At 47.2% G+C, this 25275-nt stretch carries 16 protein-coding genes; 13 read left to right on the top strand and 3 right to left on the bottom strand.

Annotated features, from left to right (window positions below):
* Positions 1 to 144: 144 nt before the first annotated feature.
* The 3 genes from ABXS70_RS11995 (at position 145) to ABXS70_RS11985 (ending at position 3155) form a co-directional block, all read left to right on the top strand.
* Positions 145 to 1830, top strand: coding sequence for an extracellular solute-binding protein (locus ABXS70_RS11995; RefSeq protein WP_366296015.1), 1686 nt, complete (start codon positions 145 to 147; stop codon positions 1828 to 1830).
* Between the two features lie 174 nt (positions 1831 to 2004).
* Entirely contained in the window at positions 2005 to 2322 is a 318-nt protein-coding gene (locus ABXS70_RS11990) for a transposase (RefSeq protein ID WP_342553461.1), read from the top strand.
* Positions 2271 to 3155 carry an IS3 family transposase gene (locus tag ABXS70_RS11985; protein ID WP_342553462.1) on the top strand — a complete coding sequence of 295 codons (885 nt, stop codon included), beginning with the start codon at positions 2271 to 2273 and terminating at the stop codon, positions 3153 to 3155. The genes ABXS70_RS11990 and ABXS70_RS11985 overlap by 52 nt, the downstream gene beginning before the upstream one ends.
* A 143-nt stretch (positions 3156 to 3298) precedes the next feature.
* Here the strand turns inward: ABXS70_RS11985 and ABXS70_RS11980 are convergent, their stop codons facing one another.
* Both ABXS70_RS11980 and ABXS70_RS11975 read right to left on the bottom strand, forming a co-directional pair.
* Complete coding sequence (locus ABXS70_RS11980; protein ID WP_342556026.1) at positions 3299 to 4939, bottom strand: response regulator; 1641 nt, start codon at positions 4937 to 4939, stop codon at positions 3299 to 3301.
* Positions 4940 to 4948: 9 nt separating this feature from the next.
* Entirely contained in the window at positions 4949 to 6658 is a 1710-nt protein-coding gene (locus ABXS70_RS11975) for a histidine kinase (RefSeq protein ID WP_342556027.1), read from the bottom strand.
* 211 nt (positions 6659 to 6869) lie between these two features.
* On the opposite strand from ABXS70_RS11975, the gene ABXS70_RS11970 reads away from it, so the two are divergent.
* The 3 genes from ABXS70_RS11970 to ABXS70_RS11960 are packed head-to-tail and all read left to right on the top strand — an operon-like array spanning position 6870 to position 13184.
* Entirely contained in the window at positions 6870 to 7754 is an 885-nt protein-coding gene (locus tag ABXS70_RS11970; RefSeq protein WP_342556332.1) for an ABC transporter permease subunit, read from the top strand.
* 15 nt (positions 7755 to 7769) lie between these two features.
* On the top strand, positions 7770 to 8648 hold the full coding sequence (locus tag ABXS70_RS11965) for a carbohydrate ABC transporter permease (RefSeq protein WP_342556028.1): 879 nt from the start codon (positions 7770 to 7772) through the stop codon (positions 8646 to 8648).
* A 42-nt stretch (positions 8649 to 8690) separates the two neighbouring features.
* Complete coding sequence (locus tag ABXS70_RS11960) at positions 8691 to 13184, top strand: carbohydrate binding domain-containing protein (RefSeq protein ID WP_366296012.1); 4494 nt, start codon at positions 8691 to 8693, stop codon at positions 13182 to 13184.
* Positions 13185 to 13355: 171 nt separating this feature from the next.
* Here ABXS70_RS11960 and ABXS70_RS11955 read toward each other — a convergent pair whose 3' ends face one another.
* Complete coding sequence (locus tag ABXS70_RS11955; protein ID WP_366296010.1) at positions 13356 to 16004, bottom strand: chitobiase/beta-hexosaminidase C-terminal domain-containing protein; 2649 nt, start codon at positions 16002 to 16004, stop codon at positions 13356 to 13358.
* Between the two features lie 300 nt (positions 16005 to 16304).
* Between ABXS70_RS11955 and ABXS70_RS11950 the strand changes: the two genes are divergently transcribed.
* From ABXS70_RS11950 to ABXS70_RS11920, 7 genes are all read left to right on the top strand, one after another.
* On the top strand, positions 16305 to 16529 hold the full coding sequence (locus ABXS70_RS11950) for a DUF4038 domain-containing protein (RefSeq protein ID WP_366296008.1): 225 nt from the start codon (positions 16305 to 16307) through the stop codon (positions 16527 to 16529).
* The gene (locus ABXS70_RS11945; RefSeq protein ID WP_366296007.1) at positions 16510 to 17730 is read left to right on the top strand and encodes a glycoside hydrolase family 140 protein; all 1221 of its coding nucleotides are present in this window, start codon (positions 16510 to 16512) and stop codon (positions 17728 to 17730) included. Before ABXS70_RS11950 ends, ABXS70_RS11945 begins: the two co-directional genes overlap by 20 nt.
* Before the next feature lie 3 nt (positions 17731 to 17733).
* The gene (locus tag ABXS70_RS11940; protein WP_366296005.1) at positions 17734 to 19356 is read left to right on the top strand and encodes a response regulator; all 1623 of its coding nucleotides are present in this window, start codon (positions 17734 to 17736) and stop codon (positions 19354 to 19356) included.
* A complete protein-coding gene (locus tag ABXS70_RS11935; protein ID WP_366296003.1) occupies positions 19357 to 21180 on the top strand; it encodes a sensor histidine kinase in 1824 nt (607 codons plus the stop codon).
* A gap of 244 nt (positions 21181 to 21424) precedes the next feature.
* Complete coding sequence (locus ABXS70_RS11930; protein ID WP_342556034.1) at positions 21425 to 22366, top strand: ABC transporter permease subunit; 942 nt, start codon at positions 21425 to 21427, stop codon at positions 22364 to 22366.
* A gap of 26 nt (positions 22367 to 22392) precedes the next feature.
* The gene (locus ABXS70_RS11925) at positions 22393 to 23313 is read left to right on the top strand and encodes a carbohydrate ABC transporter permease (protein ID WP_342556035.1); all 921 of its coding nucleotides are present in this window, start codon (positions 22393 to 22395) and stop codon (positions 23311 to 23313) included.
* Positions 23314 to 23410: 97 nt separating this feature from the next.
* Positions 23411 to 25159, top strand: coding sequence for an extracellular solute-binding protein (locus ABXS70_RS11920; RefSeq protein ID WP_366296001.1), 1749 nt, complete (start codon positions 23411 to 23413; stop codon positions 25157 to 25159).
* Positions 25160 to 25275 lie beyond the last annotated feature (116 nt).

Below are 25275 nucleotides of genomic sequence, written 5' to 3'. Positions count from 1 at the left end.
GCACTAATACAACATCGATATTCACTTTTTAATATCCTAAATTAATGCAATAAATGTTGCAATATTAGTATGGGCATAGCCATGGGCATTCATTATGATGGACTCTGTAGACAACATCATTACATAGACAGGGGGACACACAAGTTGAACACTAGCAAGAAAAGAAAGATCGGCGGTTTGGCTTTAGCAGGAATGTTGACGCTTTCAGTAGTGCTGAGCGGGTGTAACAGTGGAGCAAGCAAAGAGGCAGCACCAAGCACACCAAGTACTGCACTGGAAATGAAAGATGGGAAGTATGATCCACCCGTAAACATCACTTATTTACGGCCTTGGGGACCGGAAATAAAGTTTAAATCGGGAGAGGATCAGGATAACAACGTCCATACCAAATGGGCAAAAGACAAGCTCGGTATTGAATTGAAAAATCAGTGGGTATCACCGTCCACCAACAATGCGTTTGAAACGAAGCTGCGCTTGTCGCTTGCCTCCAATGCAGAGATGCCGGACATTATCTCGTATCGCGGCGACTTCAATCTGGCACGTGAATTGATTGAAACAGGCAAGTTCGTTGATGCTGGTGAATTGTTTGATAAATATGCAAGTGATACGTGGAAAGCCGCTGTGAATGAAGATCCTACTGTGTGGTATCCGTACATGCAGGATGGTAAACGAATTGGTATTCCGATTTTGGATTACTCCTACAATAGTGATCCAGTGATGTGGATTCGCGAAGATTGGATGAAGAAGTTTAATTTGCAAGCGCCAAAAACGCTGGCTGATCTTGAAGTGATTATGGAAACGTTTACGAATAAAGACCCGGATGGTAATGGTAAAAAAGACACGTACGGTCTGACCATCGGTTTCAAAAACTGGCTCAGCACATGGATGTCTGATGCAGGTTGGGTTTTCGGAGCATACGGCACGATGCCAAATCAGTGGAATCTGAACGCTGAGGGAAAACTGGAGTACGGCTCTGTTAACCCAGGCGCGAAACAAGCTTTGGCAACACTCGCTGACTGGATGAGCAAAGGATACATCCCGGAAGAAGCAGGCGTTTATGACGAAACCAAAGCAGCAGAAGAGTTTACAGCAGGTAAAGCAGGGATTGTTGTCGGACCTCACTGGATGCCATCATGGCCGCTCGAAGATGTGAAGAAAAACAATCCGGAGGCGGAGTACAAAGCTTACCCGATTCCATCTGGACCTGATGGCAAGGCAGGCAGACGCGGTACAGCGAATGACAACGGTGTAATTCTGATCAGCAAAGATATGAAGAACCCAGAAGTCTTTTTCACATATCAAAACTATCTATTTGATCACTATGCAAATCCAAAAGCAGGTGATGAATTCGAAAATGGCTTTGCTGAAGGATATGACTGGGCAATGAAAGACGGCAAAGTAACAACGGATGCTGGTGTGACAGGCGGTTATGCACCTGAGAAATACACATTAACGTTTGATGGTGCACGTATTCCGAGTCTGAACATGACTACGCTTGCGAAGTTTGCTAACGGTGAAGAAGCCACAACACCTTTCGAGAAAAAGCTTAAATCTGGCGTGCCGGCACCAATGATTGAAGCGGCCAAGATTGTTCAGGATCAAAAAGATATCGCTTTAAAACAGATGTTCACAGGTGCTCCAACCATGTCAATGCAGATGAATAACGACATCTTAACCAAAATGGAGAAGGACCTGTTCTCACAAATTATCTATGGTAAAGCTCCAATTGACGCGTTCGATACGTTTGTAGAAAAATGGAAATCTTCCGGTGGAGATCAAAATACGAATGAAGTCAATGAATGGTATCAATCCGTAACCAGCGGCAAGTAAGATGGAACGGATCACAAAATTCGGCAGTTCGTTAGCTGAGGCTGCATAGGCTGCCGGGTCAAGTAAAACCTTACAAAAGAAAAGCCTCGCTGGAATTATGAAGTGCACCCCTTAGAATAGACATTGGAAAAACCCCTGGGTTTAACCGATGAAATTCTAGGGGGTGTATTTTTTATGGCGATTAAGGGACAAAAGTTTAAAACGTATTCGGAGACGTTGAAAAATGAGGCTATTCGTCTGCACACGGTTGAGGGCTGGACTTATCGAAAGATTAATGAGCATCTGGGAATTCATGACCCAGGACGAATGAAGCGCTGGATGAGAAAATATCGGGAACAAGGTGAGTTTGGACTGATGGATCAGCGAGGGCGACGTAAAGAATACTTGGACCAAGACCGTTATGTCCAAAAACTGAAACGGGAGAATGCGTTGCTAAAAAAGTGCTTGGTCATCTGGAAGGAGGAAGCAAACAAGAAAGATTTCAGATCATAGAAAAAGTAGCGGCATACGGGGATATCCAGAAACTTTGTGATGTATTTGGCGTGTCACGGAGTGGATTTTATGCCTACATAAAACGTAAACGATTTGACCGCGATACAAAGGCGATGAACCAAGTACTTCAAACCTATCAACGATATGAAGGGAAATATGGTTATCGACAACTCCAGTTGTTCCTTTGGCAAGATCAGGGGACTTGGATGAACCATAAAAAGGTGCTCCGCCTGATGCAAATGCTCGGTATTCAATCCAGGATTCGTCGTAAACGACGCTCCAGTGGCCCGTATGCACCTGCGCAGCGAGTAGCAGAGAACTGCCTGAAGCGAGACTTCAGTGCAGAAAAACCGAATCAGAAATGGGTAACGGACATTACCCAGTATCGTGTGGGAGAGCGCTGGATATATCTTTCAGCTATAAAGGATCTGTTTAATAACGAAATTGTGGCCTACGAAATAGGCGAACGCAACGATAATGAACTGGTGCTCCGCACATTCAGTAAGGCGTTTGCGAAGCAAAAAGACGTGACCGGACTCGTCGTTCACAGCGACCAGGGTTTCCAGTACACGTCTCATGCTTACCACGACATGCTGCCAAAGGTTGGCGCCCGAATCAGCATGTCTCGCCGAGGAAATTGTTATGACAATGCCTCGATGGAGAGTTTCTTCTCGCATCTCAAAACGGAAGGACTCTACCCTTATCATATCCGAACGCTTAACGAAGCACAAAGCAAAATCGAAAAATATATTCGTTTTTATAATCGAAAGCGGCCACAACGGAAACTGAAAAAACTGACGCCGGTAGAGTACCGACGCCAGTTTGCAGCCTAGGGTCTTTTTATAATGTCTACTAAATGGGGTCTTGACCATTATTCCAGCGGGGCTTTTTTGTTTCTTCCATCTTTTATATAGAGAAGGCGTGAACTTCATTTGCATCATTACAAGCCGGGGTACTGCTGCCTGATCAGACTCGTTCAGACAGGTAGATTCTCTCTATATTCCTGTGGTGTCAGGTCATAGAATTTCTTAAATACCCGGATAAAATAAGCCGTGTTATTGTAACCGACAAGCTCGGCAATTTCAAAAACCTTGGCGCTGGATGAACGCAAATAATAAGCTGCTTTTTCCATCCGTAATCGATAGACATAAGCTGTGAGTGCCTCCCCGGTCTCCGCTTTATACACTTTGGATAAATACACCGGGTGCAGGTGAACGTGTTCGGCAATAGCCGGCAGTGAAACATCTGAAGCGAGATGCTGATCAACAAAACTTTTGACACTTCGAACGATCGTGCTGTGATTGTCTTTCAGCTCCTGTTCAGCATCTTCACTGATGGAATGTAAAGTGCGAACGGACCAGTCCTTTAACTGCTGGGTTGTGGCATAGCTGGGAGCCTGAAAGTATTTATACATCTCAGCAGGCAGGACAGAAGAGATCTGTTTGCCGTTTTTATGAATGATATAAGCAAATGCTCCAGCCAAAGCATGATACACCTCTATGGTTGTTTCCGCGATATCGTGATGCTGCCCCGATTCCAGCAGTTCTTCGAAAATGACTTCAATTTTCTGCTCGACCGCATCAAATCGTCCGGCTTCCAGCAGACTGATCAGTGTCGGCGGATTGTAGAGAGAGCGGATGGCAGGAAGGGGATGAACGTCTTTATCATCAGAAGCCGTGATGAACAGACCTTGGGCCTGTCCCATACGCTTCCGCATGGACCTGACAGCACTCTCATATATTTCTCCAATCTCATAAGGGAATTTACCCCAATGGGAGACAGAGATGGATATAGCCCCCTTCAGATACAGCTGAACATTCGTCTGGATTTGAGCAGCATAATGCTCAAGCAGCGTCTGTGGTTTCTCTTCTTTGTTCATGTTCTGAGCAGCACCCTTTTTAACACTAACCAGTACAACCAGATAATCATGGACGTCCCGCGTGTGCCAGATATGAAAATGATGCTGCATGACTTCACTAATGATATTGGAGATGGCATACTGCATCAGCGACAGATCATGATCCGCCATTTCAGACAGATGCTCCTCCATCCGGATTACAAGCATGCCCAGTTCCTCTCCAACGGAGTAGGGCAGTTCCAGAAGTTCCAGCTTGTCCGCAAGTGCGGAGGGGGAATAGGTTTTGCCTGTGAGCAATTCATGAAGCATCGTGGACTGCAGCAGAGGCAGGTTATCCTGAAACGCATGTAAGGCGCGCTGATACGAAGCGGCGGTTTCCCACTTTTGCTTGATCCGGTCAACAAGCCGCTGCACGGTTTCGATCAGATCTTCGTCACTTACCGGCTTTAACAAATAATCAAAGCTTTCCTGCGCCATCGCTTGTTTAGCATATTCAAAATCAGCGAATCCCGACAGTAAAATCGTCTGCACATGCGGCCACTTTTCGTGAATGGTCGTGATCAGATCGATGCCGGACATCTCCGGCATGCGAATATCGGTAATGACGATATCAATATCGTGATTTTCCATAATCTCCAGGGCAACGGCACCGGATAAAGCCTCGTGCACTGTGCCGATCCCGCAGCTTTCCCACGGGATGGTTTCGGCCAACGCTTCTACAACTGAACGTTCATCATCGACTAATAAAATCTGTAACATGTACTTCACCTACTCATTGATATTGTTGTACCACGTAATGTTCACTTTAATACCGCCGCTAGGCGAGTGCTCATAACTCAGACCCGCTTGTTCACCATACAAAAAAGACAAACGTTGATGAACATTCCAAGTCCCGCATCCCATGCTGCCATCAAGCGGTTTGTGCAAATTATTTGTTAACTCTTCCATCTGCTGTTCTGTCATCCCTCGTCCGCTGTCTTCCACAGTTAACGTGCTCATTTTATCCGTATGATGTCCCGTTATCGTGATATGTCCGTCTTCCGTTCGAGGTTCGATGCCATGTATGATAGCGTTCTCAACGATAGGCTGCAGCGTTAAGCGAGGTAACGTTTTGTGCAGCATATCTTCAGGTACGTCGATCGTAAAATGCATGCGTTCCAGCCTGAGAGCCTGGATTTCCAGGTAATTTTTGACCATCGTCAGTTCTTCCTTCAGCGCGGCCTGGTCATTCTCCGATCGGGTTATGTATCGATAATACTCGCCCAAATTAAGCGCCATCGCTACAACCGCCTTCTCATTTTTCATCCTGGCCATATTTTTGATATAGAAGAGGCAGTTATACAGGAAATGCGGATTAATCTGTGACTGCAGCTGCTTCAGCGTCGCTTCACGTCTTCGCAGCTGTTCCTCGTATACGTTCTCAATTAACTCTTGTATCCGCTGTGCCATGATGTTAAATCGTGCAAACAATAGACTGAACTCATTCCGTGAAGTATGGTGCAGACGCACGGAAAAATCTCCTGTCGACAAACGATTTGTTCCCTTCACAAGCTGAAGCAGTGGAAGCTGCACACTGCGGTAAAGTACGTATAACACAACGATGCTCATCGCAATCAGAACAGCGATGGAGGCGTAGAAGAGATTACGACTGCTTGTGATGGGCCCAAGAATCTGCTGCATAGGGACGTAGTCCACATAGTACCATCCAAGACTGCCGGATTGAATGTACGAAACATAATATTCCGTATGGTCAAGCGTTGTCGTGAACCCGCCTTTTCTTGGCAGTTTCATCTCTTTAAGTTTGGAATGAATGGCAGTCAGCGTTTCGTTACCGCTGGTGTTGCTGATCAAGCCAAAGTCGGGATGGAACATAAAGGGGTCGCCTTTATTATTTAGTTTGTTCTGGTCAAGCATGTTGACCAGATGACGCACAGGGAAACTGATCTTCGTGATTAGTTTGGACTTCCCTGGAGTACCCATGGCTGTCGTCGGATCTGTCGTGTACCACTCAAACTGATTATGCGTATAAGCCCATGATTTTGAAAGCGGGTTGGAAAAATCATCTTCCTCGTATGGGATATAAGCATAATAATCTGTGGAAATGACTTTTTGCAACCGCGGAAAATAAAGCGTAATCGTCGAGTGCCATTTGCTGGCCGCGTTATACAGGTTCATTTTTTCAAGAATCGCACTTGATACTTTGACTCTCTCATAAGGGACTTCTTTGTAATCCGGACGCTGGTATTCCTGAATACTTGAATCCTGCCCTATGGACATCCCATACAGTGACAATTGGTAAATGTTGGATTCTACAGAATCGGCAAAGGTTGACAGATGATTCATGGTGTTGTTCTGGATTTCGTGTTTAATTACTCGTACGCTTTCCTGGTTTGAATAGGTGTAAACGAATAAGACCAGGACAAGCAGTGCCACGAACAGAAGCGTAATTTTGGTAAAGACATTCAGACGAGCGAACAATGCGGGGCCCCCTCAACTCATTAAAATATTGTTATCGTTGTTGCAATATTAGGATATAGATCGCGAATAACCGTTGCTATAATTTTAATATACAAGTTCATATCCACTTGTAAAATACAAATTTTAGAACATGGGGGATGTAGGGGTGAAGGAACATACGTTAGAGACGCCTCGTAAGGGGCGAGCCACCAAGGTGAGACAGCGCTGGAATATGCAGCGGAATTGGACCTTGCACATGATGCTCTTACCCGCGGTTTTACTGGCTATTGTATTTCAGTACATACCGATGGGCGGGATTGTGATTGCTTTCCAGGATTTTAAACCGTACCTCGGATTTACCGAATCCAAATGGGTAGGTTGGGATAATTTCAAGTATTTATTTTTATACCCGGACGTTGGTCAGGTGATCTGGAACACGCTGGTGATTGCCTTTTTCAAAATTATCGCAGGTCTGATTGCACCATTCTTGTTCGCGATTTTGTTAAACGAAGTGAGGTTGTCCGCTTTTAAAAGGGTCAGTCAAACACTCGTGTATCTGCCGCACTTTCTGTCTTGGGTTATCCTGGGCGGAATTTTGCTCGATATTCTTTCTCCGCAGGGCGGTATGGTTAACCAACTGATTGTTGCATTGGGCGGTGACCCGATCTTTTTCTTAGGGGATGGAACGTGGTTTCGGATAACACTGATTGTCAGTGATGTTTGGAAGGAATTTGGTTTTGGTACAATCGTATTTCTGGCTTCTCTGTCCGGCATTAACCCGGCGCTGTATGAAGCGGCTGAAGTGGATGGAGCGAACCGTTTCAAACAAACGCTGCATATTACGATTCCCGCATTGATGCCAATTACAATCGTACTGATGACACTCTCCATCGGAAACATTCTGAATGCAGGATTCGATCAGGTGTTCAACCTGTATAATCCGCTTGTTTACGACAAAGGCGACATCATCGATACCTTCGTATACCGACTTGGTATCCTGAACGGCAAGATGAGCTTTGCAACCGCTGTAGGATTGTTCAAATCCGTCGTAGCTACGATTCTGATCGTTATCTCATATCGCATGGCTTACAAATTGGCGAACTATCGCGTGTTCTAGAGAGGAGAAAAGGGCTTGTATTACAAAACAAAAGGCTATCGAATATTCAGCATTGCCAACTATATTTTTTTGGGCGTATTGTCCCTGCTTTGCATTTTGCCTATCATTCATATCCTGGCGGTATCGTTCAGCAGCATGGCACCGGCCTCGGCGAATCTCGTGGGCTTCTGGCCGATAGGTTTTACGACAGATGCATATGTGAAAACGTTCGGTAATTCCAACTTTATTAACTCCCTGCTGGTCTCGGTTCAACGAACAGTTATTGCAACTGTGATCGGTATGGTTATTATGCTGCTTACCGCATTTCCGTTGTCCAAGGAAGATCTGAATTTCAAAGGCCGCTCGATCTACACCTGGTTCTTTGTATTCACGATTTTGTTCAGCGGCGGTCTGATTCCGAGCTATATCCTGATCCAGAAACTCGGCCTGATGGATACGATCTGGGCGCTGGTCCTTCCGGGAGCGTTGTCCGTGTGGAACGTCATCTTGATGATGAACTTCTTCCGGGGGCTGCCGAAAGAGCTGGAAGAAGCAGCTTATCTGGATGGGGCTGGTCATGTGAAGACGCTGGCCTTGGTTTACATACCTTTGTCCATGCCGGCTATTGCAACATTGTCTTTGTTCACCATGGTGGGTCAGTGGAATTCTTGGTTCGACGGCATGATCTATATGTCCGATGTCAAAAATTATCCGCTGGCTTCCTTATTGCAAACCATTATCGTGCAGCAGGATCTAAGCAAAATCAATGTGGACCCATCCATGCTGGAGAATGTTTCCCAGCGTACGGTTCGCGCAGCCCAGATTTTCATCGGGGCACTGCCGATCTTGGTTATCTATCCATTCTTGCAGCGCTTTTTCGTCAAAGGTATCGTCATTGGGGCAGTGAAAGAATAACACTGCCCTGAAGCTGACAACACATTCGAGGGAGGAATTTGGGTGAAAAAAGGATTGGCTTGTCTCGTAGCAGGAAGCATGATCGTTTCACTAGCAGCTCCGGCATTAGCCGGGGCAGAACAGGGTAAGCAGCAAACAGCAGCGGAGCAGGTGCAGGCATCAAGCCTGCTTCTGACTCCCTACAAGGATCTGAAGGGGCATTGGGCCGAGAAGGATGTTATGCGTATGCAGGACATGGCGCTGACCAAAGGGTATGCAGATGGTACGTTCAGACCGAATGAACGCATCAGCCGGGCTGAGTTTGTGGTCATGCTCGATCGGGTGTTCGGATTCGCAGGAGGTGCTGCAGGAACGTCGTACACAGATGTGACTGAGCAGGACTGGTATTTCGATGCGATAACACGTGCAGTCGGGTCCGGTATTATTCAAGGGACGGATGAATCACACCTTTCCCCGCGGCTTCCAATTACGCGGCAGGATGCCCTGGTGATGGCAGATCGTGCATTCCAGCTGTCAACAGATAGTGAGAATGAAACGTTGAATTCCACTTTCAAAGACGAGAAAGATGCTGCTGACTACGCAAAAAGGGCGATAAATTACTTTGTGCATAACAAAATTGTAAACGGATACAATGGAAAACTTGCACCAAAGTCCAATATTACGCGAGCTGAGGCCGCCACGCTGATGTCATCGATGATTGCAGCGATCAAAAGTGTTCCGGGCATTTATGAATCCAAAGTAGATGGCAATCTGATCATTCGCTCAGCAGATGTGACGTTACAAAATACAACCGTTAACGGTAATTTGCTGCTGACCGAGGCCATTGGTGAAGGTACAGTAAAGCTTGATGGAGTAACGGTTACTGGAAGTGTAATCGTGAAGGGTGGAGGAAGCCACTCCATTGAAATTCATAACTCCAGTCTGAACCGGATTGTGGCGGACAAAAGGACCGGCCCGGTACATATCGCGATAACGGGAACAACTCAGGTGCAGGAGATGATTGTTGAACGTAAAACTTCAGTTGAGTTGTCTGCTGAGAGTACAATTCAAACATTAAAGGTAAACGGCAAAGCTCGTCATACGACTATTGACGGCAAAGGAACGATCAAACAGTTCGATGTGCATGCTCCTGATGTGCTGCTCAATGGAAAAGCGGTTACACCAGGGAGTCACAGCAACAATACTTCCTCTGGGACCGGACAGACGGAACAACCGAAACCTGCTGCACCTGGCTCTGGCAGTTCAGGAAGCAGCAGTGGTTCGAACAACAGCTCCAATTCAGAAGGAGGCGGGTCCTCGAATCCGGGTGGACAGACACCTTCCGTTCCAGGCACACCGTCTGGCGAAAAACCGATCCCGGCAACCACGATTCCAGACGAGCAGTGGGAAATGGTTTGGAATGATGAATTCAATGCGTCCTCTGTAGATGCATCCAAATGGACGGTTCAGGATACGGAGCTTGTCTATAATAATGAACTGCAGTACTACAGCCCGAGTAATACTCGTATTGTGAAGGACGGCAGCCGCAATGTTCTTCAGATTGAAGCGAAGCGGGAGCAGAAAGGAAGCAAAAATTATACTTCCGGCAAACTGATCTCAAAGGAGAAGGGCGACTGGACCTACGGCAAAGTAGTCGTGAGAGCCAAGCTTCCTGTGCAGCAGGGTATGTGGCCAGCAATCTGGATGATGCCTACCGATGAAGCACACTATGGAGGATGGCCCGCTTCCGGTGAGATTGACATCATGGAGCTGATCGGCGGACAGAACAAGGACCATGAAATCTACAGCACGATCCACTATGATTCGAAAAAAGCGGATGGTTCTCACGGGCATGACCAAGGTAAGTTTACCCTGCCGCAAGGTGAATCCTTTGCCGATGAATATCATGATTTTCAGGTGGAATGGCTGCCTGGCATGATTCGTTTCTATGTAGATGGCAAGCTGCACCATCAGGTTAACAACTGGCAGACCACGGCAGCGGGACAGCCGGAAAGCTATACGTTCCCCGCACCGTTCGATCGTCCGTTCTATCTGATTCTCAACCTTGCGGTTGGCGGGGATTGGCCGGGATCACCGGAGAATGAATTTGTTTCCGATAAAATGAATGTAGATTTTGTACGCGTATACGCTTATAAAAATATGGATGAATGGCCGGATGTAACTTCCAGTCCAATTGAGCCTGAGAAGCAGCGCGAACCGCAAGAGGATCGCAACCAGATTTATAATGAACAGTTTACCAAAGGCGTGGATGCAAGCGGTGTTCCTGTCGATTGGAATTTCATAACAAATGCAGGCGGAGAGGGTAAGGTTGAAGTTGTCGACGATGCGGTCAAAGGCAAAGCAGCCAAAGTAACGATCTCCAAAGCCGGAACGGAGACCTATTCGGTACAGCTGACTCAGATGCCAATGTATATACAGAAAGACAAAAAATATAAAGTTGAGTTTGATGCCAAAGCTTCGGCCAATCGGGTTATTCGTTCCAAAGTGACTCAGTATGAGAAAAGCTGGACGAATTACTCTGAAGAAAAAGAACTTTCAGTCACAACGGATTGGCAGCCGTACGAATACGAATTTAACATGCGTAATGGTTCAGACAACAACGCAAGGTTTGAATTTAATCTGGGATTGAATGAAGGCGAAGTCTGGGTAACCAATGTAAGACTGAAGGAGATTGGTGAAGCCGATCCGCTGCCGGTGGAACGCAAAGCGCTGCCGGATGGCAATTACGTTTATAATGGTACATTTGATCAAGGAAAACAAAGGCTCGGCTTCTGGAACACTCAGATTCAAACGGACGCGGATGCGCAGATATCAGTCAATAATTTCTCGAAGTTCCCGATCATGGAAAGACAGCTTGTTGTCGATGTGAAAAAAACGAATGGACAGCCGGAGCAGGTTGCTGTTGTACAGCCTGGCATGAAACTGGAAGGCAGTACAGCCTACGGATTCTCATTTGATGCCAAGGCAGATACGGCAGGCATTATGGATATCGGTTTATCCACTGCTGAGGGCCACGACGTGAAGGTGCTTCAAGGACAGCAGATTCAGATTGGAAACGAAATGAAAACGTATACTGGTGAAATTGTGATCGGAGAGGGCCAGGCGACAGCAGCGTCCGAACTAAAGCTGATGTTCGGCGGCAGCGCTGGCAAGGTATATGTTGATAACGTGCGGTTGACGAAGCGCGGAAAGCCGGTATCGATTCAAAATTATGCACATATTGCAGCGGCTGATGCCTACGTGATGCAGGGGCTTCAGCTCGAAGCTTCCGATGAGGGCGGCCAACATGTCAGCTATATGGATGAAGGTGATCTGCTTCAATTCAAGATTAATGCTGCGAATGATGGAGTATATGCGTTCTCAACACGGATGGCGAGTGCCAAAGATGATGCCTTAGTACGTTTTACCGTCAAAGATGAGGAAGGCAATACAGCTGCAAGCTCTGAATTTGTGCTGGGAAATACGGGCGGCTGGCAAACGTACAAAACCGTATATCTGCCACCAGTTTCCTTACAAGCAAACAAAACGTATTATGTGAATTTTGAAGGAAACGAATACAACACACGCTGGCTCGACATCTCCCGGAGTAAAGTGAAGAACGGCGGTTTGAGTACCGATTCATCAAACTGGATGCTGCCTGCGACTGTAACTACGGCGACATACAGCAATGAGCAGGGCATCAGTATGACACTTCCGGGTACAACCGAGCATTGGTGGGATGCCATACTGCAGCAGGGAGAGCTCTCGCTTGAAGCCGGGAAAACGTATCGTCTAAGCTTTGACGCAGCGGCCTCATCACCAAAATCTATGCAGGTGGTCTTGTCGAAGGCGGGCAGTGATACAGAGAAGTATATGGAGCAGACAGCAGAAATAACAGAAGCGAAACAGCAGTATACGTATACCTTTACCATGGGAGAGACTGCGGATGAGGCAGGCATGTTAAACTTCGGTCTCGGAAATCCGGCAGCGGCGACAGGAGAGCATATCGTTTCTATTCAGAATGTAATGCTGTTTGAAGTTAATCCAAGTGCAGAAGAAGGGGGGCAGCCTGTACGCGTCAACCTGATCCAGAACGGTGGCTTCTCGCAGGGAACGGACAGCTGGTTCACGTATGCGGCCAGTAATAAACCGGAGGACTTGGTGATCCGTGCTGATAACGGGCAGCTTCAGGCACAAGTGCGTCAAGTGGGAGAGAATCCATGGGATCGGCAGTTGATCCAGGAAGGCTTTGGGATGCAGCAGGGTTACACCTACAAGCTGACATTCAAAGCAAAAGCGGATCAAGCACGCAAAATGAGCGTTGGTATTGGCTGGGTGGATGTGCCTGCGAATTATAAATGGACCAGCTTCTTCGGGAATCAAATGGATCTGACGACGGAAGAGCAGCAGTTCTCGTATACGTTCCCGGTAACTGAAGCGAGTTATAATAACAGCCGAATTGTTTTTGACATGGGCCTTATCGACGGCAATGAACAGGAAGGAACCACGATCACTTTGTCTGACGTTAGTCTGATTAATATGGGTAAATCGCAATAAAACAGTGACTGAAAGAGTATTCTGTCATTGGAGTATACAAGTGAAGTCGACGTGTGAATAATCTTTAAAATCAATTTATGCACATCAAAAAGGACGAAGCAGATCATTTCTGCCTCGTCCTTTTTGATGTGCATCGGCATTCAATCTGGGTCGTCAACTCCCGACATCTGATCAAGGCAGTGACGTAATTGATACATCATCGATAAAGGCTGTATTATCACCTTGAGTTGTCGTTGCGGCGAATTTAATCGTATGTTTTCCGCCACTTGTCTCGAAAGCATCGGTTCTGAACGTTTCGAAGCTGCCGGATTCAGGCTGATATGAGCCGATAACCTGATTATCGAAATATATATCAAAAGACTGAGTACCCCCGAAGCTGGTCCGCTTGGCTGCTTTAAACGACATTTGATAGACGCCCGGCTTGAAGTTAATGGACTGGCTTAATGTGCCGGATACACCGCCATCCGTTTTCAGATATCCAGTCTGAACCCCTTGAGGAGCTGACGGGGCTTGAAATGGACCGTTGTTATGCTGCACACCTGAACGGCTGTCGAATACCCATCCGTTGGTCATCGGCCCCGGTTTGGCTGACGTTGTCGCGGGCTTCTCAAAGCCGGCATTGAACAATGTGACTACCGGAAGTTCATCCGGGATGTTCGGATTCACAAAGCAGCGTTTGGCTGTACCCGGGATCGGATCACCCAAAAGGGCACTTGTACATGCTGCGCCGTTTTCCTGGATCGAATAATTAAACAATCCGTCTGCACCATAAGCGACGACCGCTTTACCTTGGAAATAACAGTCTCCACCATTTTCAATCATGCAGAGTTTGTATCCGTCCGGTGCACTGCTGATCTGTCCAATCTGATAAAGCGAGGACACTGTGCCAGAAGGCTGTAATCCTGACTTGAACGCTTTGGCTTTGTATAGGGCAAGAGAACCTTCGTTCAGAATAACGGGTCTCACGTACAGGGTGGATTGGGCTGTAGGTTCGCTTCCATCTGTGGTGTATCGAATCTGAGCTCCGTCGGTTGCGGTCTCCAGATAGAGCACCTCCGAGCTGGGAAATACGTGCTGATCCAGACTGAAGGTGGGAACCTCGACCTTATCTGTTGATGTTGATGGAAGAACTCGAACGAGAGCGACACCATATGCTTCGGGGGCGGCTGTACTGGTGGCACGAATTGCAACAAGTGTTTCATCGTTCACCTGAGGAGCCTGATAAACCCCGTTTGTGTTAATTGTTCCGTTGTTTTGTCCAATAACGCTCCATGTGACACTTCCGCTATTATCAATTACATCTGCCGCAAGGGTGACAGATTCACCTGAACGTACGGTTGGATTAACTTGATCCAGTTTTACTTGAGTTTGGGCAGGTTGAGTCGTATAGATAATGACATTGTAATCCCCGTCAACTGAACGGTCTGTTAGTGAAGTGCCTGCAGGGAAATTCGCTGTGACTGGAGGAAGTACGGCATTGGCTTCCGGTATTACGTCATTGTTGTAGACCATTTTCCGAAACGTTTTATTGATCGCAGTACTGCCAAAGTCCAGTGTGATTTCCTTGCTGGAGCCTGCTTTGGTTTCGACGAGCACGGTATAATTGCCGTCCGCACCTTTAAATGCCGCTGCACGTACATCGGTGGAACCGCCAGTATTTACAGCAAGTACTTCACTGTGTTCGGGAATATAGCGGTTCAGCATACCTGCAATGTAAAAGGTTTTACGCGGATTCAAGCCGAGTACAACCGCATCCCACATCGTATAGGTTCCGTTCGTTCCACCCGTAGGATCATTCGTCCAGACCCCGTTTAACTGCCACATCAAAGCTGATTTCACGCCCATATTGGCGGCTTGAATGACCGAGTTGGCATAACCGGCATCCCAGTTACTTGCTTGATCATCTGCCCAGCCGAACTCGGTCAGATGAAGCGGTTTATTTCCGACATAACCTTGACGCAGGGTAAAAGCACTGCCCAGTCCTTCGTACGATTCGCCGTACACGTGAAAGCTGTACCCGTCGATGGCATCATCAGCATGCTGCTTCATATATTCGATCCATGCAGGAGCGCCCGTCTCTTCAGGTCCCCAGATTTCAATCCGGTCACGGAGGCCGTCAGCAGTTAGTCTGGCACTTATCTTATTGACCATCTCGGCGTAATATGCCTTCTGATCTCCCGGTGCTTCGAAATCCCAACTGCCGTTCGGCTCATTATAAAAAGTAAGATACTTCACGTTGTCATAACCACGGTTCAGAATCAGCTCCTCCAGCAGCGCGGAAGCAGAGGCCGCGTAAGCATCCAGATCCGCAGGGGCACTTGTCCACGGGTCAATTCCTGGTATGGAGAACCAGTTATGAACAGACGAGCCTACCTTCCACCCAAAGTTCAGTTCAATTTCGGTTCCAGCCGCTTTGAATGCATCAAGGTATTTGTAGAAAGCTTTCATGTTAGAGCTCTCCCATGTGTAGGTTCCTTTGGAAGGCTCCATCCAGTCAATCTGAAACCAGACCCTGGCAATTTTGGGCTGTACGGTTTGAATACGCTTTTTATCGATCTCCCAATGAGCTTCGGTATACCCGTACTGCATCTGTCCAGGCATGAGTGCTGTCGGAATGGTATTGACACCCACGCCCAGGAAATCATCCTGAATGACGTTATTCGGATCAATCGTAATGGTATGAGTGCTTGTGTCCTGATTTTGACGTTGGTTCTTTGCGGTGTCAACCGGAGAAGGGGCGGGAATAAACGAAGCAAGCATGACGGCTGTGAGGAGCGAAATACCCCATCGTGAAGTTAAACGGTCGGATCTGCTTTTCATCTCAGCTCTCCTTTATTGTTGGTTTACTGCACAACATGCGTGCGGCACTTCATATGATAACGTTTACAATAAAATACAGATTTGAAATATTATTTGATGCGGTTGAAAAAAAGAGGCTCGGGTTGAACAAAACAAAGCCTGCTTGAACGATTTTGCTTCGAAACGGTCTTTACGGATGCAAATGTGCATTTTATGCTTTTTAAGAGAACCCTTTGCATGAAGTGGAGAAAAGGATTTGAAGTGAAAAGTGACCATAACATGCGCGTGCACAAATCAATTTTACAAGGAGTGTCAGCGAAAATGAGCAGTAACCAATCGGAAACTAATGAGACGATAGTGAAGCATCCTATAACGAAGCATTCTTTTGATGATCGGGTCGAAAAGAAAACAGCGCCTGTGCACCTTGAAGCACTCCAAGTCTCTGCTAATGGACGGTATCTGGAAACCTGCGCGGGGGTTCCGTTTTTCTGGTTGGCTGATACGGCTTGGGAAGCTGCTGCATCGTTTGAACCTGGAAGAGAGTGAGCTGTATCTTCGAACCAGGGCGGCCCAGTCCTTTAATGTTATTCAAACGGTATTGCTCGCTGAATTCAGCGGGGTAACCACGAACAATGCTTCCGGCCGGACACCTCTTCATATGAATGAAGATGGGCAGCCTGACCCGGCTCGTCCCGATACGGATGGCCCCTACTCTTATTGGGATCATGTGGATGCTGTACTCGAGCTTGCGCGAAGTCATGGAATATATGCGGCACTGCTCCCGACATGGGGAGATAAATTCAATCTTAAATGGGGCAAAGGACCTGAGATTTTTACACCTGAAAATGCTTATACCTATGGCAGATGGTTGGGGGAGCGGTATGGTAAACATCCGCAAGTGATCTGGGTTCTTGGAGGGGACCGTGCATTAGAGACCAAGCTGCATTTTGACATCACTGCTTCTATGGTAGAAGGGTTGAAGCAGGGCGGCGCCGTGCAGCTGATGACCTTTCACCCGCCGGGATGCGAGTCTTCTTCCCGCCAGTTTCATGATGAGCCCTGGCTTGATTTTAATATGATCCAGTCCGGTCATGGAGAACGGGAGATTACCAATGACCGACGTGTACAGCAGGATTATGACCGGGAACCGGCGAAGCCAACGCTTGATGCGGAGCCGTGTTACGAGGACATTCCCGTTGGATTTCGGGGGGAACTGGGATATTTCGATGCGGCAGATGTGAGGAAGGCAGCGTATTATGCGTTATTTTCAGGCGCAATGGGTCATACCTATGGTCACCATTCGATTTGGTCGATGTACCGAGGGGGAGATGACCTGATTGAATCTAACCAGCAAGGTGATTATTTCATCATGTCCTGGCGCGAAGCCCTGCATCGTCCCGGTGCAGCGCAAATGCGTCACCTTCGGGCCTTGTTAGAACAAGAAATGGGGCGAGACTTAAGGCCGAACTTGGATTTGCTGCATTTCAACCGCACAGGTGCTAACCGAATGGCTGCTTTACAAAATAGAGAGAACGCTTACATTTACCTCCCAAATGGCTTGTACGTCGATGTAGTCATGAGGTATATTGAGGGCAAGCAGATTAGAGCAGCATGGTTCTGTCCCCGAACAGGAGAACGAACAGAAGCTTCTTCTAATGCTGCAGTACTGAATCAAGGCATTGAACGTTATACAGCCCCAACAAGCGGACGAGGGAATGACTGGATTTTGATACTGAAGGGGGTTTGATGCATGTATAAGGTGATGATCGTCGAGGATGAGATGCTGGTTCGTATCGGACTGAAAAATTCCGTCGAATGGAGCAGGTTCGGGTTGGAGGTTACCGCCGACTTTCCTGATGGCCTGGCTGCATGGGATTATTATGAACGTGAGAAACCCGACGTGGTCATTACCGATATCAGTATGCCCAGAATGGACGGAATGGAGCTGATCTCCAACATCCGTAGACAAGACAAACATACGCGTGTCGTCGTGCTCTCATGTCTGGAAGAGTTTGAGTTGGCGCGTAAAGCTCTGAAGCTGGATGTGTCCAGCTACATTTTAAAACTGACGATGACCGAAGAAGAGATTGAACAGGTGCTGACAGGTGTCAGGGAAGAACTGGATCAGCAGCAGAGCCATGTGAATATTGTTCAAAGGACTACAGCCTCGGCATCACCGGATATAGAATTGGTAAAAGAAAAAATGTTCAAGGACTTTATGTTCTATCAGATTTTCTCTACAGATGAGTTCTCAAGGTTCGTTACAGAACATGGCTTGAGATTATCTCCTGTTCGCCTTGTCGTATGCGTCATGGAAGTGGACCATTACTTTTCGCTCAAAGAGCGATTTCGTGATGAGCACGGTCATCTGGTCAAGATGTCTATGCTGAATATTCTAAGCGAGATCATGTCGGGGTATAAACGGGGAGAAGCTGTCCAGATTAACGACCGTCATTACGCGATTGTACTGCACTTTGCCGATATGCTGTCTGAACAAGCTATTGTACAGGAGATTCGGCAGCTGCTTGAACATATTCAAGATACGATTCGTCATTATTTCAACTGCACGGTCTCATTCGGAATCAGCAGTGTCAATGGAGGGTATGATTCGCTCCCTAGACAATATGCCGAAGCCCAGCGGGCGCTGCAGCGCAAATTTATTGTCGGCCCAGGACAGCAGCACCAAGGGACTGGGCGTGCCGACCGAACCGGTGTACTTGCACGAGTTGAACGAATTCGTAACCATAACGACATAAGGGAGCTGCTCCCACAGCTGAAACAAAGAGAGTATGATGAGTTTCTGGATGAGATCGAATGTGGGATGTGTGAAGATCGCAAAACACTGGAGATTACGGTGTATCAGTTTGTACAGTGGATTAATACAAATGTATATGATCACAACAATGAAAAGACGCTGCTGCTCAGCATGACCGAAAAACTGGAGAATTGTGATACGATGCCCGATATGCTTGACCAGGTCCTCACATACATGAACACTCTAGTTGATTTGGTTCGCAAGCGCTTACAAATGAGTGATGAGATCACCCGTGCGATTGAATACATCAAACGCCACTATACAGAAAATATCAGTCTGCAGATGGTCGCGGACTATGTGGGTTTAAGTCCGGGTTATCTCAGCAACCTCTTCCGTAAGGAGCTGCAGATTACGTATATTGATTACGTTAACCGATACCGCATCGAACGTGCGAAAGAACTGCTTGCCCAGAACCAGCTGCGTTCTTCCGATGTACCAGCCTTGGTTGGCTTTTCGCCGGAGTATACGTATTTTAGTAAAGTTTTCAAAAAAATTACGGGACTTAATCCAAATGAATACCGCAGGCAAACAACACTCAAAGACAAGAGGGTGCCTTAAATGAAGAAAACCCTCCTATCGCTTTTCACTTCCAGACAGCTGCGAACCCAGCTTATTCTCTATATTATGGTCATCAGCCTCGCCGTCATGGCGGGGGCTTCTTATTTTATTTATTCTTTTATGCAGAATATGGTCAAGATCCAGAATGAACGCCTGCTCTATCAGCAGTTCCAGCAGCTGGACCACAACATCGGAGGTTTAGTAAAGGAGATCGATCGATTATCGATGCTGTTTCTGCGGGATGATCATATCCAGCGCTTTTTATACAAAATATCAGAGAAAACAGAAGAAGAATTTCTGGAATCCAAAAATGATGTGCAGCGTGTCGTTGCGGATTTCATCGATAACTACAATTATATTGATTCCATCTATATCACAGCAAACAATCTGGGTGCTGTAGGCGGAAGCCAGAAACGGACATTAGTATATGATCGGGATGCATGGCAGCAGAGCTTTTTCACCTCCGAGCCTTTTCGTCAGACCATTGAACAGTATCCGCAGCTGATTATTCATTCCGGAATCAAGAAATCGTTCTACAACCCGTATCTAACCGGTAAGGATGATGGTTATTTAATCAGTTTGATGCGGGGAACGCGTGCCATCTATGATCCAACCACGAGCGCTACACTCATATTTAATATTGATGAACGTTATCTGTCATCGATCTATTCTACGGCATTGAACCGGGAAGAAGGCGATATGTATATCGCAAGTGCGGACGGAACAGTGATATCGGCCAGTGAGGAGGGCCGGGTAGGGACTCGAAGTTATTTCAAGCCGGGGGCAGAGCTGGCAGAAGGTGCTTATGGCAGTTTAGATGATGAAAAAGCCGGACGAAGTATGCAGGTGGTCTATTATAAGCTTCATGACGGCGGCTGGTATCTGCTGAAAGAGATTCCGCTCAGTCAGTATTCAGACCAGATTATCGGCGTGCAGCGCATGCTTATGCTGGTTTTTACAATAAGTGTGCTGGCAATCTTTATTGCTTCCTACTTCTGGCTGCGGAAAATCATTAAACCGTTAAACCAGCTTTCGGGCAAAATGAAAGATATGAGCCGCGGTGAACTTGGTGTTACCGTGGATCACGTTCCGAATAATGAGCTTGGCACCGTGATCCGCCGCTTTAACGAGATGTCACTCAGCATGGTGGAACTGGTGGAGAAGAACAATGAAATTCAAGAGAAGAAGCGGGAACTGGAACTGGAGGCGCTGCAGTATCAGATCAATCCGCATTTCCTCTATAACACTCTGAACATGATCCGCTGGATGGCTGTCATTGTAAAGGCTGACAACATCGTGAATACGATTGTTGCGCTGGGCAATATTTTGCGTCCCGTGTTCTCCAGTAAAGATCCCATGTGCACGCTTCGCGATGAGCTGTCGTACCTGGACAACTATTTAAAAATTATCAACATGCGATTCAACAACAATATGACGTTCACCATGGACGTGGATGAGCACTGGATGAACTGTCAGGTACCGCGCTTTATGCTGCAGCCGCTGCTGGAGAATTCTATTGCATCAGGCCGCCAGAGTGAAGATTTTGCCATTCAAATCGGAATCAGTGCAGCTGGAGATGAAGATCGGCTTATCCTGAGCGTTACGGATTCCGGGGCAGGGATGGACAAGGAGACTCTCGAAACTTTGAATGAAAAGCTGGCTGGAGGAGAATCACCTAAATCGACTGTTGGCGGCAGCGGGATCGGTCTTAATAACGTTAACAAACGGATTCGGTTATATTTTGGTCCAGACTTCGGCATTCATTTTGCCCCAACGGAGCAGGGAGCAAAGGCAATTGTTACCCTGCCGGTTCGCCGAATATAACATTGGATGCTCTCATGAGCTCGCCCAAGAGGCGGCGCATGAGAGCATTTTCTTTGAGCGGCAAGTCTTTGATAAATTGTTCAAGAAACATCTTAAAATGGTTCAAGTCCGCTCGGGGAACAGCCCTGTTTTTTTCAAGGAGATCAGAGGAACGTTCATTTAACCGCCTTTAAGAAAGCGCTATCATATGAATATGCCAATTGATTAACCCAAAACGAAAGCACCGAACAAAGGAGAAATTCATATGCAGCGAACCGAAACTCTGACACGTTCCATAACGAAAAAAGCCGGCAAGCTGAATCGCAAGGACGGTATTCACCTCCTGCTGCTGGCCGCGCCATTTGTACTATTTACTCTAGCTTTTAGTTACGTTCCGTTATTCGGATGGATCTATGCATTCTTCGATTACAAACCGGGCATTCCGCTGCACCAGACACCATTTCTGGGATTAGAGAACTTTCGCAATATGTTCGATGATCCACGGATGGGACCCGTGCTGGCGAATACACTTGCACTCAGCTTATTGTCCATAGCAACAGCACCTGTACCTATGCTGCTTGCGATTCTAATCTCGGAAGTCCGCTCCGGCTGGTTTAAACGGCTGGTGCAAACCGTATCCACGCTGCCCAATTATATCAGCTGGATTATTGTCTTCTCTCTGGCTTTCAGCATGTTCAGTACGGAGGGCGCAGTCAATTCCATCATGATGAAAACCGGCATCGGCAGTCCCCCCGTGGATATCCTCGGGAACTTTGACCGGGTATGGACCGTTCAGACCCTGCTCCTGCTGTGGAAATCGGCAGGATGGAGCGCCATTATCTACCTGGCAGCCATCGTAGGCATAGACAGCGAGCAGTACGATGCAGCGAAGGTGGATGGCGCCGGGCGCATGCGTACCATCTGGCATATTACACTGCCCAGCATCATGCCAACCTTTATTGTGCTTCTGCTGCTCTCCGTCAGCAACCTGCTCTCGGCAGGTTTTGAACAATATCTGGTGTTCAGCAACGTGATGATTGCAGACCGGATTGAGGTACTTGACCTATATGTATATCGACTTGGTCTTGTAACAGGTGACTACTCGTACTCAACAGCTGTAGGTATTTTCAAAACAGTTATCAGTGTACTGCTGCTCTTCAGTGTCAACATTCTATCCAAGAAAGTTCGCGGTCAAGGTATCGTCTGACTCGCAGGGAAAGGAGCAAAAAAGATATGCGCACACAGCCCTCAGGACAGACGCTTCGTTCCGTCCGCCACATCGATTGGAAGGATTTTACGTTTACTTTGTTTAACTACATCCTGCTGTCCATGCTTGTTATTATTACAATCTATCCGTTCTATTACATCTTCATCTATTCCATCAGTGATCCAATTGACGTTCAGAAAGGGGTCTATTTCTGGCCAGCCGGCTTCTCACTTGAAGCTTACAAGGCAACGGTACAACTGCCGGGTATTATCGATGCTGCTCTGGTTAGCGTCTCCCGAACGGTGCTGGGTACTTTAATTACCGTGTTCAGCTGTTCATTCTTTGCCTATCTGATTACCAAAGAAGAGATGCCGTACCGTAAAATGATCTACCGTTTTGTTCTGATTACGATGTACTTTAACGCCGGTTTTATCCCATGGTATCTGACCATGAAGACATACGGTTTACAGAATAATTTCCTGCTGTACATCATCCCGAGTGCAATGTCAGGCTTTAACATTATTTTGATCAAAACGTTCATCGAACAGCTTCCCGCTTCTCTGGAGGAATCCGCGAAGATCGACGGAGCCGGATATTTCCGTATCTATCGCAGCATTATTTTCCCGCTCTCGATGCCCATTATCGCCACCATTGCCGTGTTCTCTGCGGTAGGACAGTGGAATACCTGGTTTGATAACTTTTTCCTCGTTGAGAACCCGAAGCTGCAGACACTGCAGCTCGTGCTCTATAACTTCCTGAACCAGTCCAGCAACCTGTCGAATATGAGCACGGAGGAGCTGACGCGGGGAGATGTTGTGCGGACACTCACACCTCAGTCCATCCGAATGACAATCACGATGCTGGTTACGCTGCCGATTGTACTGGTGTACCCGATGCTGCAGCGGTATTTTGTTAAAGGTATCATGATGGGCGCCGTCAAAGGTTAAAGCCAAAAAGCCGCAAAGTCAAATATGCCGCAAGCAGATTGGATTATCCGGTTAAATGCCGATAATTATAGAAGAAGATAAACAGGAGGGTTATGACATGAGAACTAAAACAACGTTTCGCCGGGTAATGGCCATGCTCATGATGACGTCTATGCTGCTTGCAGCCTGTACGAGCGGAGGCTCGGGAACAGGGCAGCCCGGTTCAGGTGAAGCCGGCTCGTCAGACAACGGCTCCAACAAAGATTTGGTAACACTTCGTGTTCTGATCATGGAAACCGGCTCCAAATGGAATACGCAGCAGAACAACGAGGTAGCTCAGGCCATTGCCGAGAAGATCGGGGTCAAAATCGAGTACGTTGAAGCAGACGAGAATAAATTCAATGTACTGCTTGCTGGCGGCGATCTGCCCGACCTGGTAAGGACCAACGTGAATAAATATCAAAAGCAGTTGATTGAAGGCGACCTGATCGTTCCGCTTGACGACATGCTTGCCAAATCCGGTAAAGATATTACCGCTAATATTCCTACCGTTGTCGAATACAGTAAAAAGAACTGGAGTAACGGGACGGGAAAACTGTATTTCCTGCCTCCGCAAGTACAATCCAAGCCGGGTACATCCATTGCACCGATCACCATTGGACCAACGATTCGCTGGGACTGGTATAAAGAGGTCGGTGCACCTGAAATAGCAACGATGGACGATCTGCTGGACGTTGTAGGCAAAATCGTGGAGAAACATCCGCAGACCGAAGACGGCAAGAAGGTGTACGGCGTGTCCATGTGGCAGGATTGGGGGCTGTGGCCTTATACGATTCCGCCGGTTATTTTCACTGAAAATGTAAGTGCTACAAGTGACCTGACAGCATCCAAAGTGGGCGGCAGCGAGTTCATCAGCAATCTGACCGATGAATCTTCCAACTTCTGGACAGCGATGGACTTTTATAACAAAGCGCAGCGTCGAGGATTGCTTGATCCCGATTCCCTCACGATGAAAAACAATGACTACATGGCAAAAGCAACGGCAGGACAGATTGTTGTGGGGCCGGCAACCTGGGCAATGGGTGATTTCAATGCCCAGCACGCAGGAGAAGGCAAAGGATATCTGGTTGTTCCGGCTGGTAAGCTGGCTTGGACAGGTGCAGTGAACCCGCTTGGATGGCAGGATAAAGCCTACAGCATCTCCAAAACGTCCAAAAATCCGGAAAAAGCAATGGAGTTCCTGAATTATATTTACTCTTATGAGGGTGCACGTACGATGTACAACGGCGTAGAGGGAAAACATTGGAAGATGACGGATGGTAAACCGGCACTGACGGATGAAACACTGGCGCTGAAAGCCGCAGGTGGAGCACCTTACGAAGCAACAGGGCTTTCTCTGGATCGTAACATTATCGGTTTGGGCGGAGACATGGTTAATCCCAATGACAAAATGCCAGTAGACCTCTTCACCTCGGAGGAAGCCTTATCCAAGGCAGCCACACCGCTCGAAAAAGACTTTGCACAGCATTATGGCGCTTCTTACTCGGGAGAAGTGTTCAAAAAGCGGATTGATGAAGGTAAGCTCAACACATTTACTACCTGGATGAACGGCATGGACGACGAGGAGATCGTTAAACGCAACACTGTTCCAGGTGTAACGCTGGATGACAAACTGAAAAAGCAGGAAGCTGAATTGAAAGAACTGGCTGCACGCGAAGCCGCAAAAATCATTCTTTCCAAAGATGAGCAGGCTTTCGAGGCCAATAAACAAGCTGCACTTGCGGCGTTCAAAAAAGCCGGAGCAGATGAATTTACCGCTTGGTATAACGGTGAGGTACAGCGGCTTCGTCAAGCTCACGGTCTGTAAACTGACTTAACTGAAGCGAGTAGAGCGTTGGAAGAGGAGCTGAAGCTGTGAAGTTTTAGCTCCTTTTCTTATGCAGCATGCATCTAAAGAAAAACCCACAATTCATTGAAGTGAGG

The organism is Paenibacillus sp. AN1007 (assembly GCF_040702995.1).
In the GTDB taxonomy this organism is placed as follows: domain Bacteria; phylum Bacillota; class Bacilli; order Paenibacillales; family Paenibacillaceae; genus Paenibacillus.
This window is presented reverse-complemented; position numbering and strand designations above follow the sequence as displayed.

Coding starts and splice junctions, on each gene's coding strand:
- ABXS70_RS11935 (WP_366296003.1), top strand. CDS start 19,357: ATGAAGAAAACCCTCCTATCGCTTTTCACTTCCAGACAGCTGCGAACC.
- ABXS70_RS11940 (WP_366296005.1), top strand. CDS start 17,734: ATGTATAAGGTGATGATCGTCGAGGATGAGATGCTGGTTCGTATCGGA.
- ABXS70_RS11950 (WP_366296008.1), top strand. CDS start 16,305: ATGAGCAGTAACCAATCGGAAACTAATGAGACGATAGTGAAGCATCCT.
- ABXS70_RS11955 (WP_366296010.1), bottom strand. CDS start 16,004: ATGAAAAGCAGATCCGACCGTTTAACTTCACGATGGGGTATTTCGCTC.
- ABXS70_RS11990 (WP_342553461.1), top strand. CDS start 2,005: ATGGCGATTAAGGGACAAAAGTTTAAAACGTATTCGGAGACGTTGAAA.
- ABXS70_RS11980 (WP_342556026.1), bottom strand. CDS start 4,939: ATGTTACAGATTTTATTAGTCGATGATGAACGTTCAGTTGTAGAAGCG.
- ABXS70_RS11930 (WP_342556034.1), top strand. CDS start 21,425: ATGCAGCGAACCGAAACTCTGACACGTTCCATAACGAAAAAAGCCGGC.
- ABXS70_RS11970 (WP_342556332.1), top strand. CDS start 6,870: ATGCAGCGGAATTGGACCTTGCACATGATGCTCTTACCCGCGGTTTTA.
- ABXS70_RS11925 (WP_342556035.1), top strand. CDS start 22,393: ATGCGCACACAGCCCTCAGGACAGACGCTTCGTTCCGTCCGCCACATC.
- ABXS70_RS11920 (WP_366296001.1), top strand. CDS start 23,411: ATGAGAACTAAAACAACGTTTCGCCGGGTAATGGCCATGCTCATGATG.